The organism is Polynucleobacter sp. AP-Melu-500A-A1 (genome assembly GCF_018882125.1).
GTDB lineage: Bacteria > Pseudomonadota > Gammaproteobacteria > Burkholderiales > Burkholderiaceae > Polynucleobacter.
Window position 1 is genome coordinate 19,497 of the sequence record NZ_JACVOZ010000006.1, and the last position, 14,158, is coordinate 33,654.

Here is a 14,158-nt window from a genome sequence, read left to right on the forward strand (position 1 = left end):
TTTAGGGGGGATTCTGACTCTTTACCCCTCGACTTGTTGATAAAATCCCCAAATGTCCTTGAAAACTGCTTCAGAAAACCCAAAATCCGTCTTTCGCGCCTCAGATATCGTTTTAGATTGCGCCTATCAAGGCATCAATGCCAAAACCTGGCAATCTCTATTTGCCCGAGCCCGAACAGCCAAGGTACAAGAGTTCATTGTTGATCTCTTTGCTGGAAAACATGTTAATCAGTCAGAGAATCGCCCTGCGCTGCACTCTGCCCTGCGTAATTTAGATAAAAAACCCGTTTTAGTAGATGGCGTAGATGTCATGCCTGCAGTAGCAGATGTTTGGCATCGTATTGAAGCCCTCTGCAATAAATGGGTTGGCGTTACTGACGTTATTCACATTGGCATTGGTGGCTCAGATTTTGGACCACGCCTTGCGATTGAGGCTCTTGCCCACGTCCCCAATATCGAGAGCCGTGGCATGCGTATGCATTTCTTAGCCAATATTGATACCGCTGAATTGGGACGCATTTTGCAACGCGCTCTACCCCATAGCACCCGTGTCATTATTGTTTCTAAGTCCTTTACTACTTTAGAGACTACTAAAAATGCCAAGGCAGTAGTCAGATGGCTTAAAGATAGCGGGCGTACTGAAAGTCAAATTAATAATAGCTTATTTGCTGTTACAGCTAATGTTCCAGCAGCGAAAGCATTTGGCGTCAAAGAAGAAAATATTTATCCCTTCTGGGATTGGGTTGGCGGTCGCTACTCGGTCTGGTCTGCTGTAGGTCTTCCAATTGCTTTGCAATATGGCTTTGATACCTTTAAAGCATTTTTAGCTGGCGCTCAGGCGATCGATCAACATTATCAATCAGCCCCTTTGGAAGAAAATCTTCCAATCATCATGGCGCTTACCTTGCTTTATCAGCAGGAAAAAAATGACATCAAGTCTTTTGCAGTCATTCCTTATGCGGATGCCTTAGATTGGTTCCCAAAATGGTTGCAACAGCTCGATATGGAAAGTAATGGCAAGAGCGTTGATCGTAACGGCAAACCTGTTAAGTATTCATGCCCGGTAGTTTTTGGTAGTTCAGGTAGCAACGCACAGCACTCTTACTTCCAATTACTTCATCAGGGCACAGAAGTCATCCCAATTGACTTCATTGCGATTCGTGAACCGATGAGTCATTTGCCTGAAGCCAAGGAGCATCATCGTATTTTGCTGTCCAATTGCTTGGCTCAAGCCCAAGCCTTAGCGAATGGTAAGAAAACAGATAACCCCAACAATACCTACCCTGGTAAACGTCCAAGTAATTTGCTCATTCTGCCTAAATTGAATGCTTTTTATCTAGGCGCCCTCCTAGCACTCTATGAAAACCGTGCAACTACCTTAGGTGCACTTTGGAATATCAATAGCTTTGATCAACCTGGTGTTGAGCTCGGTAAAGTCTTGGCAAAACCGATTGAAGCAGCGCTTAAAGATTCTGCATCAGTAGTAGCGGACGACAATATTGATGCGATTACTGCGCAGCGCATCAACTTATTTAATCAACCCTGAGTGATTCGTAGCAAGCATCTGGGCTGCATTTGACTTTTTTATACCGATTGTTTATACTTGTTTATACATAATATCTAAAGGGGGGTTAAATGTCTCCAGCACTCAAAGTAGAGCAAATAGTACAAGAATGGGGCAATGGCTTAGGGGTAAGGATTACCTCTCCGGTTGCAAAGGCAGCTCACTTATCGCAGGGAGTGCCTATATCTGTGGAGGTTGTTAAGAATGGCGTGCTTCTCAGAGTAGTAGGCAAGCCTAAGCTTAGCCTTAATCAAAAATTGAAAGCTTTTGATCCAGAAAACCATAGTGGCGAAGTTATGGCAACAACTGCAATGGGGAAAGAAATTATTTAATGGTGGAAAAATTAAAGCCTTGGACTCCTGAGCGTAGGGATATGATTTGGATTAACTTTAATCCACAAACTGGAAATGAAATGAAAGATGAGCATCCAATGCTCGTTATTTCTCCAAAAGCTTTTAATGAAAAAACTGGGCTGGTTATTGGCCTTCCGATGACCCATGCCAAAACGAATGAAACTAATCCATTTGCAATCAAATTCTCAATTGGCCGTGGTGAACCAGTTTATATTCTGACTCATCAACCAAAATCATTTGATTGGCGCCAGAGGTCAGCTAGACCACACCCATGGAAAACTTTGCCAGCCTCTCTATTTCAAGAGGCTTGCGAAGGATTAAATTCGATTATCGAAATTGCTCACTAATAAATACTGGAATCTAAAGTGCAACTATCTCCCTCTATATTTAAAGCCTACGATATTCGCGGCATCATCGATGAAACCTTAGATCCATCGATTGCAAAACTCATTGGCCAAGCCTTTGGCACTGAAATGCGAGAGCTTGGTGAAACTGAAATCGTGATTGGCCGTGATGGTCGTCTTTCTGGCCCCAGCTTGATTGAAGCGTTAACAGAGGGTTTGCTGTCCACTGGTATTAATGTAATCGATCTGGGTATGGTGGCCACTCCCATGGTGTACTTTGGTGCCAATCAGGTACTGGATGGTAAGAAACCTAAGTCCGGCATCATGATTACCGGTAGTCATAATCCCCCAAACTATAACGGCTTCAAAATGGTCTTGGGTGGCGCTGCAATTTATGGTGATCAAATTCAGGCGCTACGTAAACGCATTGAAGCGAAGCAATTTTCTAGTAGCCAGGGCTTACGCTCGACCTTTGACATCTTCCCGATGTATTTAAAACATATCGTTGGAGATGTAAAACTGGCTCGACCAATGAAAATAGTGGTCGATTGTGGCAATGGTGTTGGTGGCGCATTTGCAGGTCAGCTCTTTAGATCCTTGGGCTGTGAAGTTCAAGAACTCTTCTGTGAGGTTGATGGTCATTTTCCAAATCACCATCCTGATCCTGCGCATTTAGAGAACCTGCAAGACCTGATTAAGAATCTGCAAACAACCGATAACGAATTAGGTTTAGCTTTTGACGGAGATGCTGACCGTTTGGGTGTCGTCACCAAAGATGGTCAAGTAATTTTTCCAGACCGCCAAATGATGTTATTTGCCAAGGATGTGCTCTCACGCAACCCTGGCGGCCAAATTATTTACGACGTTAAGTGCACTCGTAATTTAGCAACTTGGGTAAAGCAGCACGGTGGTGAGCCATTAATGTGGAAAACCGGTCACTCTTTAGTCAAAGCCAAGTTAAAAGCAACTGGTGCTCCATTGGCTGGTGAGATGAGTGGTCATATCTTCTTTAAAGACCGCTGGTTCGGATTTGATGATGGCCTTTATACTGGCGCTCGTTTGCTTGAGATCCTCAGCAAAGAAAAAGATCCAAATAAAACCCTCAATGATTTGCCCAATGCGATTTGTACGCCAGAACTCCAACTCCCTTGTGCTGAAGGTGAACCCTTTGCAATTCTAGAGAAGATCAAAGCCAATGCCAAGTTTCCGACCTCAGAAGCCATTAATACAATTGATGGCGTACGTGTGGAATACGCTGATGGCTTTGGTCTTGCAAGACCCTCCAATACAACACCAGTAGTAGTGATGCGTTTTGAGGCAGATAGCGATGAAGCTATCAAACGCATTCAGGGAGAATTTAAAACCGCTCTATTGGGGGCTAAACCCGATGCGAACTTACCTTTCTAAGAGCTGGGTCACCGCATTACTAGTGGATTGTGCTTGAACTGCCTAGACCATCGACAGAAATAGTCGCAGGTTTTTCTATAGGTGCAGGTGAAATCATCGCCCTTCCCCAGGATGCTTGATCACAAAGATTCTCAAGAAGCATTCGCATTGCAATCAACATCGGCTTAGGAAGTTTCAAATTAATGCTTTGATCTTTTCCTAATACAAAGTCAATCGAAAAGAGCTGTTCTCCGCCACCTTCAGCGTCAGCAAGTCCACAAGTCACATCCAATACCAAGATGGGGGTATTTCCCAAGGGGAATGTCTCGCCTGACTCGAACTCTGGACCCTGAATATCAGAGCTGATTAAATTTTTCTTCTCAAAATCGGCAACTGCTTTAGCAGTTACAGGGTCATGCTTTTGTTCAAGCTGTTTTTCAACTAAATGTTCGGACGCCGCCAGGATAAATAAGGCGACACGCCGTGTCAGCAGGAAGGCAAATTCTGACTTTTCTTCGGTATTAATCCGAAAAAGGATCCTATCCTCCTGAATGAGGTAACTGGCATTAAGTTGCTTGATCGACATTTAAGCACTGTATATCAATTATTTAAACATGGGTTATTGGCTCTAGAGCCAATATATATAAACCTTGAATCTGTCTACGATTACGCATGTTCAAAATCCATGAATTTAGCCTTAAAAATGTATAAAAATAAAGAATTTCGGCTTAAAGCTATCGTAGTGCTCTTGGGTAGCTCAGCAATTTCTAGTGCCGCTTTTGCCCAAGTGGATGCTGGCGCTTTGCAGCAAAACTTAGAAAGGCAGCTACCTCTTCCCTCCCCACTTGCTCTACCTGAAGCAGTCAAGCCTACGACTCCCCGTGAAAGCGCTGCAAAAGCAGGTGAAGTACGCTTTACAGTGAATACCTTTGAGCTGACAGGCTCAAAATTACTTCCAGAGTCAAAAGTGCAAGATTTGCTGAAGAGTTGGACCGGCATATCAATCACTTTTGATGATTTACAAAAAGCATGCGATGCCATCGTAGCGCTCTATCGCAAAAGTGGCTATACAGTACAGGCGATTGTGCCGCCCCAGAAAATTGCGGATGGCGTTGTCAAAATTCTGATTACAGAAGCCAAACTGAGTGATGTCATTGTGGAGACCCCTCAAGGCAATACTCTTTTTGGTAAAGATCGTGCAGCAAAATATATTACTTATGGCAACCCGATTGGCGAACCGCTCAATATGGATAAGCTCGAACGTGCTTTAATCATTTTGAATGAAACTCCTGGCGTCATGGTGGCAAGCCAGCTCGAACAAGGTAAGAATGATGGCGAAACCGTTGCTCTTATTCAATTAACAGAGCCACCAATTGCCGCTGGTCGTGTAGAACTTAACAACTATGGTAGCCGCACTACTGGGGCCAATCAGGGTGTTATTGCCTTAAATGCTAATAACGTTACTGGCATTGGTGATCAAGCGGCTATTAACGGTATTGCCTCTGAAGGCTCGCAGTATGTTCAGGCAGCCTACTCTTTACCTGCCTCTCCCGACGGACTTCGTCTTGGTGTCTCAGGTACTTATTTGAACTACAAGAATGTGAGTAGCTATGTGTCTGCCAATAGCGGTGTTGGTGATGCATGGACTACAGGCTTGAGTGCTGCCTATCCGCTTATGCGCAGTCAAGCTACTAACTTAAATGTCACCATGAACTATGACATCAAGAGTTATATGAATAAAAATAATACGACCCAGTATGTCATCAGCAGTTACAACATCAATAACTTTTCTGTAGGTATGTCTGGTAACCACTATGATGGTTTTGGTGGTGGCGGCATTTCTACAGGGTCTGTTTCTGTGGTTCAGGGTTATTTAGATATCTTAGGTACAAGCACTCCAGGTTATGGCGCCTACACACCACCAAGCTTTACTAAACTGGCTTTATCTGGGAGTCGCAATCAACAACTGACTGAAGATGGCTTAACGTCTTTCTATATTGCCGTGAGTGGTCAAGCAGCATCTGTAAACCTCAATTCAGCAGAGCAGTTTTATCTTGGTGGTCCTTATGGTGTTAGAGCTTATCCTGTAGCCCAAGGTGCTGGCTCACAAGGTGGTATTGCTACTGCAGAATTGCGTCGTCAACTTCCGCAAAATTTCACAGTCAGCGCCTTCTTTGATGCAGGTGCTGTTCAGCAATACAAGAACCTATATCCAGGGTGGCAAGGTCAAACTCATGCAAACAACACATACTCACTTATGGGAGCAGGTTTAGGTCTCAAATGGATTTGGGGTGGCTGGAACGTTGCCGGCTCAGTAGCTTGGCAAGTCGGTAAAAATCCACTCTATAACCAGTATGGTCAAGCAGTCAACACTGATGGCACTACGACGAATCCTCGCGGCTGGATTACCGGCAGCTTTACATTCTAATCATTTTGTAATTACTGAGTTTGCATCATCACTGGGTCGCTACTGCATGGGGCGGCCCTTTTAGTTTGCGCATAGAGATCAGCATTTTCCATGCGCTCATTATTACCAGGATGTGTAGATAAAAATGGGATCGCTGCGCCCTCGCCTAAGGAATTCATTTTGGCAGCAAAGCGATAACTTCCACATGGCGAGTATCCCGCTTGCATTGCCCACTGCATGCCCATCTCATCTGCAGATCGTTCATCGTTACGACTAAATGTAAGGCCCACTCCTTTAGCTGCATTCCCAATAATAAGACCGCTAAATGGAATAAAGTAACTAGCAATCATGCCTAAAGTTTGGCTCGCAGCATCCACAGCAAGATCACGATTCTTTGCATAATCTGGCTGAGTATGGCCGAGTTGATGATGGCCTAACTCATGTCCTAAGACGTTTGCCATCACATCGGGATCATTGCCGAACTGTGCAATAAAACCATTGGTAAAAATAATGTAGCGCTGATTATTTTGTAATTGGGCATAAGCATTGATCTCTGTCGAATCAGATAAGCCCACAACAAATGGAAATGGTACTGTCTTCATCATTTTTTGACGAACTGTTGCCAGATTTTTTTCTGCACTACTTGCATTTGGAGTGCTATTAGCAGTTTGCCACCAAGCTTCGTTAGGCACTTGAACAGCCATTGGCTTTTTAGCGGTGGAACAAGCTACGAGCAAACTACCGCATAAGATTACTAAGGTATTACGCATACCCAAGCCCACCTTGTTAAATCAAGATATCTTTAAGACCACGCATGCCAGGAGAGTTGGCAGGTGGAACTGGTGCGGGCGTTGCCGGTGCTGGCTGGCTTGGGCGTTGCGCTGCCCTAGCGGCCTCTTGAAGTGCACGTCTAATAGCATCGGTTGAGCCTGCCAAGCTAAAGCGCGTGACACCAAAAGCGCCTGACTGAAGCGCCACTGCAAAGCCAATCGTATCGCCAATTTTGACAGCATTGAGAACGGCATCAAACGGATCCAAAATCTGAAAGAGATTGCCACCAATTTGCGTACATTGCATTGAAAGGGCCGTAGAAATACTTGCACTATTCATGAGCACCGAGTATTTAGCATTAGGCTGACATTGCAATGCCTGATGTAAATAGAAAAGGCATTTATCAGAAGCGCAAAATACACCAAAGGAAGATTTGGAGTCATTAGCGGTATAGGCTTCAGTAGTATTGCCGCTTATATCAACTACCCAGTTTTGATAAGCGACTTTTTCACCAGCAGTGGCATGCAGTGATAAGCAGCACAAAATGGATAGAAGTAAGCTTTTCATGGAGATGAGCTTACATCACTATCTTGGCTGATTCGCGTAATTTCTTTACGGTTTCGGTCAAATACTGCTGTATCACAGCTTGACGCAACTGTGGCTTTGCTTCATCAAATGTTGGCAACTTGAATGGGCGCTTATCGTCTACCTTCACAATGACCCAACCGCCCTGGGTTTGAATTGGGGCATTCGCAACAGCGCCTTTACTGAGATTAACTATCACATTAGCCACTGGCGCTACTACTTGACCAGGCAGAACCCATCCCAATTGACCGCCATTGGCTTTTGAAGCTTGATCAATTGAGTAGTCTTGGGCTAACTTACCAAAGAGTTCGCCCTTTTGAATGCGACGAATTAAATCCAAGGCATCAGTTTCGTTAGAAACAATAATTTGGCTAATACGATATTGATTTGCAGAAGCGCCCTCACCAATGAGCTTTCTTTGGCGATCGTATTCTTCACGAAGCTTTGCATCAGAAATAGGATTCTTCTGAAAATGATTCTCTAAAAATGCTTGAATCATCAAAGTTTGCTTAAGCTGAGCAATTTGATCTCGGAAATCAATATCTTTATCCAAACCCTGGCGAATAGATTCTTGAGTCAGTAACTCACGATTAATCAATTCATCTTTGAGCGCATTCTTAAGCTCTGGAGAATCCTTTTGGCCTTGGGCTAAGGCGGCTTTGACATTGAGATCTAACAATCCATTTGTCAGTGGAGTACCGTTGACAGTAGCAAAGAAATCGACATCGTTGCCTTTGCTAGGTTTGTCGGCTGCAAGACTTACTTGGCTGATCGCCAAAAAGCCTACTAATATGGAATAAATGAGGTATTTTTTCATGGGCTTATTTTATTCTATTAATAAGCTAGAAGATGGCTACAAATTATTTGGTATCAATCAAAATGGGTGGGGATTCCTCAAGAATTTGACCATTCTTAACAGTTTGGATCTTAATTACTACCGGTTTTGCACCGACCGGAATTTGATCTGCATTAAAAGTATTGGTTTCAGGGTCATATTTAAGCCAAGTTGGCAAAGGTGAACCATCAGACTGAACTGCCCTTTCGACTAAGGATCCAGTTGCAGGGGAAGCTGTCAAAGTAGCAGTATTGGAAACAATAGATGACGGTAACAATGTTTCGGGTACTGTGAACTTAAATCCCTGTATTGGAGATGAGGAAGCTAAAGTGGTTGGCTCCCCGTTTATAAGCACTTTGACCAAAATATTGACCATTCCGGATTCTGGTTTCGGAATCAATGCGTCCTTATTAAATGCTTGCATGCCAGCTACAGAACGAGATCCTCCAGCAACATTGAAATCCTGCGTCATCGTGACGTTCACATTTGCTGAATTTTGAGCAAGGTTATAGACGACAAAGTTGGTTGAGTTCTGAATCATAGGTGCAATAATTGATGTATTAGCAATACTTGCAGCTCCTGAATTAGCGCTTGGTGCTACCGCATTTGGAGATCCTAGGGTTGGCGACATGGGTGGCATCGGGGCAATTGGTGGAGGGAATGTAACAGGCACAAAGTAGGCCTGCTCAACAGTTGGTCCAGGTACTGGCACGAATGCAGGAGGAACAAATGTTGGAGCTACGTAACCAAGTGCCGGAGTAATTACAGCAGGACTACCCCAATTATTAGTACCTGTACGGTTTTGATTAGCCAGGTAGTTGTTTGCACCATTGATTGTCAATGCATCTAGACTATTTGGATTCTGCAGATTCATTTGACCAGCGCCGGCACCTGAAGTTTGCAATGGCAACAAATAGGTAATGTTTGCCGTTGGGTCGTAGATTGAGAATGTCACGGATCCTGGCTGTGCAGTAGCCTGAGCAGTCATTACATTAGCGCGATAGGTTTGATCTGAGTACGTTGCCACGTTTCCGACTAGGCTTACCGTACCAACGTAGTTCGAGACAGAATTAGCCTGACTTTGATTCACCACGACTTGCGTATTTAAGCTATACAACGGTGAAACATTACCTACTGACGCTCCAAAGTTCACGCTAGCAGCAGCGCTCGATCCTGCCGTAGCATCGGGTGCGATTGCTGCTACCAATAAGGTATGGGTATTAGGAACCAAGTCATTCACTGTACCGTTGAACGTGACGTTAGGATCTTCAGAGATCATCGTCCGTACATAAATAGGATTCATATTCAAGTACTTGATAGTGCTTGTAATAGCTGGTGTGGAGTACTGGAAGTAACTGCTATATCCCGAGAACAAGAATCCAACCGTTGGTGCTCTACCAATGTAGGCGGCATCCCCAATGAAAGCATTACCGTTATAGGTCTGCCCTACTGCTGTAATGATGTCGGCCAAAATGTTAATGCTTGAGCCAGTCATCGCAATAGAATTGAGACGCGCTGCTGAGCCAACGCTGTCGCCAATAGTTACGATACCAGTTCCAGCATTTGCCACTAATGATTGTGACTTAGCAGTCGCTCCATCAATCTTGCCCATGAAATTGATATTGGCATTGGAAGTTCTCAGAGTAGTTGTGCCACTTACCGTTGATCCCAAGATCAAATCACTATAAGTCTGAGCACCTGTAGTGGTGATATTACTCAATAGCTGGGTCGTACCACCAGTGATATTGAGATATGGCAAGGTCACTGCACTTAAGGTACTGAATGAGGTAGGATTGATTGCGCTACCGTTTGAAATGATATTTGGCGCGCCAATGGCAGAGCCATTACCTACGATCAGGTTTGATCCAGCATTTAAAGTAGTGCCGCCCACATAGTTATTAATTCCACTCAAGGTAATAGGACCGCTATTGCTTATCGTCACACTTCCAGCACCCGCGATAGTCATTGCAATATTCGCAGCAGATGAGAGGTTGAAGTTCATATTGCCGTTATTGGTTACCGCTGATGTCACCGGTCCTGCTACTGCATTGTCATAAACCACTGACCTGCCTACTGGGATAATGACATTGGCCACGTTCGACAGATCTGGAATGGCGCCGACGATAGTTGTGCCTGTGGTTGTCCAGTTAGCGGGGTTAGACCAATTGCCGCCGGTATTTGGCCCTGTATACGTTACAGAATTGAGCTGGGTAATAACACCATTACTGCCAGCGTACAGACCATTATTAACCGTTGGATCAACGCCGATTTGATAATTGGTCTTATCGGCACCATTTAGTAATACGCCAATATTGTATGGAATTGAATTTCCGACATTTTTGCTAGTAAAGGATCCAAGAGCCGTTGCATTAATGATATCTCCAGCAATAAATCCGCTTGAAGCTGTAATAGCAAGATTATTCATGTTGACAGAGCCATCGTAAACCTTAGCAACACCTGAGATACCCAGATCTGCATAAGCTAACTGTTTAGGTGTGACATCCAATCCACCAATCACTGCCATAGAATTAAAGTTTGCTCCGGTAATACTGGCGGAGCTGGCACCCAAGGCATAACTACCTACGGATAGATTTCCGGAGCTGCTGTTAACTGGATTTACAGGGCTAGCTGTAAATTGAGCGGTAGATCCCAGGCCATCATTCATTGAGATGGTGCTACCACTTACCGTTACCGGAATTCCGCTGATCACAGTACCATCTGTTTTCAAATACGCAGCAGTAACAGAGCCATAACTTGCCGCAGTTCCGTAGGCCGTAGTATTGTTACCCATCTTGACCAACAATTGCTCGGCTGGAGCAATCACATAATTACCAGCAACATACTGAACAGTGTAGTTTTGTGGATTAAGTCCACTAGGCATCAAAACGCTGTTATACAAGCCAGCTGCATTGATCGCGGCATTGGTTCTGGTAATTACAAGTGGTGCAATTCCGAGAGCTCCGCTAGCTACGGTATCTCCGTTAACAAACCCTGAAATCATTACCCCTGCATATCCGCCCACACATGCCGCTCCAGCACAGTTTGTGGCGCTTCCAGCAATATCAGCTTGAGTTACTAACTTGCCATCAGATACAGCCGTAACCGTCAATGTTCCCTTGTTTACAGTCAAGTTAGCAGCGATATAGCTAATGTTGTAGTTGCTCATACCAACACCCGCTGCATTGCTGATGGCAATAGAATTAGCATAAGTACCCGCACTCAAAGAACCAGGAACCACTTGGTTAGCGTTATACATGATGCTTGCCGTGCTGACATAGTCACCATTACGCAATCCCGTAGCACTCAATGCTGATTGAGGGAGGACAAATAGAAGGCCATAGGTAGTCGATTGATTTGCAGCAGTAACAGTAAGGTTGGCCGCTGTGACTGTTAGATTTGCAGGCGTATAGGTAATAGCGTAGTTATTGCCAGCAGTTAAACTGCCTTGGGTAATGGCGTAAGTACCTACATTAGATGCAGAACCTGCACTACCGTTATAAGCTTTAGCGGTTGTGGTCAAAGAACCAGTGACGGAATCACCATTCACCAAGCCAGTCACCGCCTGATAGGTCAAGTTTGGTAAGGCAGAGTCTGCATATACCATCGTTACAGTATTAGCTACGACATTGATTGACTTAGGATTTACCGTCAAAACACCTGTTTGATAAGTGATGTTGTAGTTGCTTAAACGTAGCCCAGCCGCATTATTGGAAACAATCGTGTAAACACCTGCATTTGTTGTGCCTGGTACCACTACATTATTGGAAACACTTAATCCTACACCTGTAATCGAATCACCATTAAGTAAGCCGGCAGATGTGTATCCCGTAGTACCCAGATTCAAGGTAGTGCCATATGTAACAGCCTGCGCATTAGTAGCAATTATTAATCCACTGGGGGTCACTGACAGGTTTGCTGGTAGATAAGTAATGGCATAGTTTGAACCAGCAGAAAGTGTTCCCTGAGTAATGGTATAGATGCCTACATTTGACGCAGAGCCAGCACTACCGTTATAAGCCGTAGCAGTAGTAGCCAATGCACCGGTAAATGGTGCATCACCATTTTTCAGGCCAGAAGAGGTGTATGTCAGACTTGGCAAAGTATTTGCAGCGTATGTCATGGTCTGAGCATTTGCAGTCACTGTCAGTGCAGCAGGATTAATAGTTAGACTACCGTTAACATAGGTAATATTATAGTTAGCTAAACTAGTTCCAGCAGAAGCTATTGCGCCGCTAGCAACTAGACCTCCAGCACCAATATAGGTCCCAGCATTAACAGTTCCTGCAACGTTTACTCCACCTAAATAATTAATCGTGATTGAAGTAATTGCATCACCATTCACTAACCCAGTTGCTGTAAATGCACTGTTACCTAGAGCTAGGGCTGTTCCATAAGTTGTGGATTGATTATTTGCAGTAATTGTTAAGGCTTTTGGATTAATCGTTAATACGCCTGGAACATAAGTAATGGCGTAGTTTGATAAGCTAGTACCCGCCCCTGCTACTGCGCCACTTGCAATAATGCCGTTTGTTGAACCGCTATAGGTAGCAACGGATTGGGTAACTGGAACAGTAGCATTACCACCTTGAGCAAGAGAAATACTAGCAAGGGTGTTGCCGTTCAAAAGACCAGTAACGCTATAGCTATTAGTTCCAAGAGCTAAGGCTGTACCGTAGGTAGTGGTTTGGTCATTTGCGGTGACAGTAATTGGAGCGGGCGTGATGCTCAATACTGCAGGCACATATGTAATAGCATAGTTAGAAAGATGGGTTCCTGCTGCTGCTGCTGCTGCACTAATTCCAATAGCATAGTTACCGACATTTGTAGTGTTGCTAGTCCCGGTACTGATTAAAGTAACGCTAGCAATGCTATTGCCATTCACTAGGCCTGAAGTTGTGAAGGCGCTATTACCTAAGGCGATACCAGATCCATAGGTGCTAGTTTGATTAGTTGCAGTTATAGTAAGAGTTGCAGGGTTAACTGTAAGGCTACCGCTTATATAACTGATAGTGTAGTTAGACATCGCCACACCAGTAGCGCCGCTAGCGATGATTCCATTAATAGCGCCAGAGTAACTGCCAACGGATTGGGTAGCCGCAATTGAGGTAAGGCCGCCCTGGATTAAGGTCACGCCGGCCACCCGATCACCATTCACTAACCCAGTTGCTGTAAATGCACTGTTACCTAGAGCTAGGGCTGTTCCATAAGTTGTGGATTGATTATTTGCAGTAATTGTTAAGGCTTTTGGATTAATCGTTAATACGCCTGGAACATAAGTAATGGCGTAGTTTGATAAGCTAGTACCCGCCCCTGCTACTGCGCCACTTGCAATAATGCCGTTTGTTGAACCGCTATAGGTAGCAACGGATTGGGTAACTGGAACAGTAGCATTACCACCTTGAGCAAGAGAAATACTAGCAAGGGTGTTGCCGTTCAAAAGACCAGTAACGCTATAGCTATTAGTTCCAAGAGCTAAGGCTGTACCGTAGGTAGTGGTTTGGTCATTTGCGGTGACAGTAATTGGAGCAGGCGTGATGTTAGCAGTTAAGTCAGTAGTCTGAGTTAAGGTGTAGTTACCTGCGGCAGAGCCTCCAAGTACATTAGTAGTAGTGACCGCTAAGCCTGTGCCCACGTTCGCTTGGCTAAAGGTGCCAGCTTGAGTCAAGGTGACATTAGCAGCATCAGCAGCAACTACTCCAGTTAAGGTGCCACCGGTAAAGCTAGCGGTGTTTGTACCGTCATAGACTTTGTTTGATGCGGTGGCGCCAGTGACGGTTAAGGCCTTCGGTGTAATGTTCGCTGTAAAGCCTGTTGGCTGAGTTAAGGTGTAGTTACCCAGGCTGTTATTGGTCAAGCTATCGGCAATCGTGACTGCTAAGCCAGTGCCCACGTTAGATTGGCTAAAGGTGCCTG

Annotated in this window: 10 protein-coding genes; 5 read left to right on the forward strand and 5 right to left on the reverse strand. The window is 44.6% G+C overall.

The genetic code is table 11. From position 1 onward, the window contains the following. Window positions 1–52: 52 nt before the first annotated feature. From pgi to ICN38_RS11350, 4 genes are all read left to right on the forward strand, one after another. Window positions 53–1,546: a glucose-6-phosphate isomerase gene (pgi, locus tag ICN38_RS11335; protein ID WP_216257210.1), complete on the forward strand. Its 1,494-nt coding sequence runs from the start codon at window positions 53–55 to the stop codon at window positions 1,544–1,546. Between the two features lie 89 nt (window positions 1,547–1,635). Continuing rightward, the gene (locus ICN38_RS11340) at window positions 1,636–1,896 is read left to right on the forward strand and encodes a PbsX family transcriptional regulator (protein WP_216257211.1); all 261 of its coding nucleotides are present in this window, start codon (window positions 1,636–1,638) and stop codon (window positions 1,894–1,896) included. Further along, entirely contained in the window at window positions 1,896–2,264 is a 369-nt protein-coding gene (locus ICN38_RS11345) for a type II toxin-antitoxin system PemK/MazF family toxin (RefSeq protein WP_216257212.1), read from the forward strand. Before ICN38_RS11340 ends, ICN38_RS11345 begins: the two co-directional genes overlap by 1 nt. An 18-nt stretch (window positions 2,265–2,282) precedes the next feature. Beyond that, window positions 2,283–3,668, forward strand: coding sequence for a phosphomannomutase/phosphoglucomutase (locus ICN38_RS11350; protein WP_216257213.1), 1,386 nt, complete (start codon window positions 2,283–2,285; stop codon window positions 3,666–3,668). Window positions 3,669–3,687: 19 nt separating this feature from the next. Here ICN38_RS11350 and ICN38_RS11355 read toward each other — a convergent pair whose 3' ends face one another. Further along, window positions 3,688–4,233 carry a hypothetical protein gene (locus ICN38_RS11355; RefSeq protein ID WP_216257214.1) on the reverse strand — a complete coding sequence of 182 codons (546 nt, stop codon included), beginning with the start codon at window positions 4,231–4,233 and terminating at the stop codon, window positions 3,688–3,690. A 117-nt stretch (window positions 4,234–4,350) separates the two neighbouring features. Here ICN38_RS11355 and ICN38_RS11360 point away from each other — a divergent pair, with 117 nt between their 5' ends. Continuing rightward, window positions 4,351–6,075: a ShlB/FhaC/HecB family hemolysin secretion/activation protein gene (locus tag ICN38_RS11360; RefSeq protein ID WP_216257215.1), complete on the forward strand. Its 1,725-nt coding sequence runs from the start codon at window positions 4,351–4,353 to the stop codon at window positions 6,073–6,075. 11 nt (window positions 6,076–6,086) lie between these two features. On the opposite strand, the gene ICN38_RS11365 is transcribed toward ICN38_RS11360, so the two are convergent. The 4 genes from ICN38_RS11365 to ICN38_RS11380 are packed head-to-tail and all read right to left on the reverse strand — an operon-like array spanning window position 6,087 to window position 14,135. Continuing rightward, a complete protein-coding gene (locus tag ICN38_RS11365) occupies window positions 6,087–6,824 on the reverse strand; it encodes a M48 family metallopeptidase (protein ID WP_216257216.1) in 738 nt (245 codons plus the stop codon). A gap of 16 nt (window positions 6,825–6,840) precedes the next feature. Further along, window positions 6,841–7,392 (reverse strand): hypothetical protein, encoded by a 552-nt coding sequence (locus tag ICN38_RS11370; RefSeq protein WP_216257217.1) that lies wholly within the window; start codon window positions 7,390–7,392, stop codon window positions 6,841–6,843. Between the two features lie 10 nt (window positions 7,393–7,402). Next, complete coding sequence (locus ICN38_RS11375) at window positions 7,403–8,227, reverse strand: peptidylprolyl isomerase (RefSeq protein WP_216257218.1); 825 nt, start codon at window positions 8,225–8,227, stop codon at window positions 7,403–7,405. A 43-nt stretch (window positions 8,228–8,270) separates the two neighbouring features. Continuing rightward, window positions 8,271–14,135 (reverse strand): MBG domain-containing protein, encoded by a 5,865-nt coding sequence (locus ICN38_RS11380; protein WP_216257219.1) that lies wholly within the window; start codon window positions 14,133–14,135, stop codon window positions 8,271–8,273. Window positions 14,136–14,158: the final 23 nt, after the last annotated feature.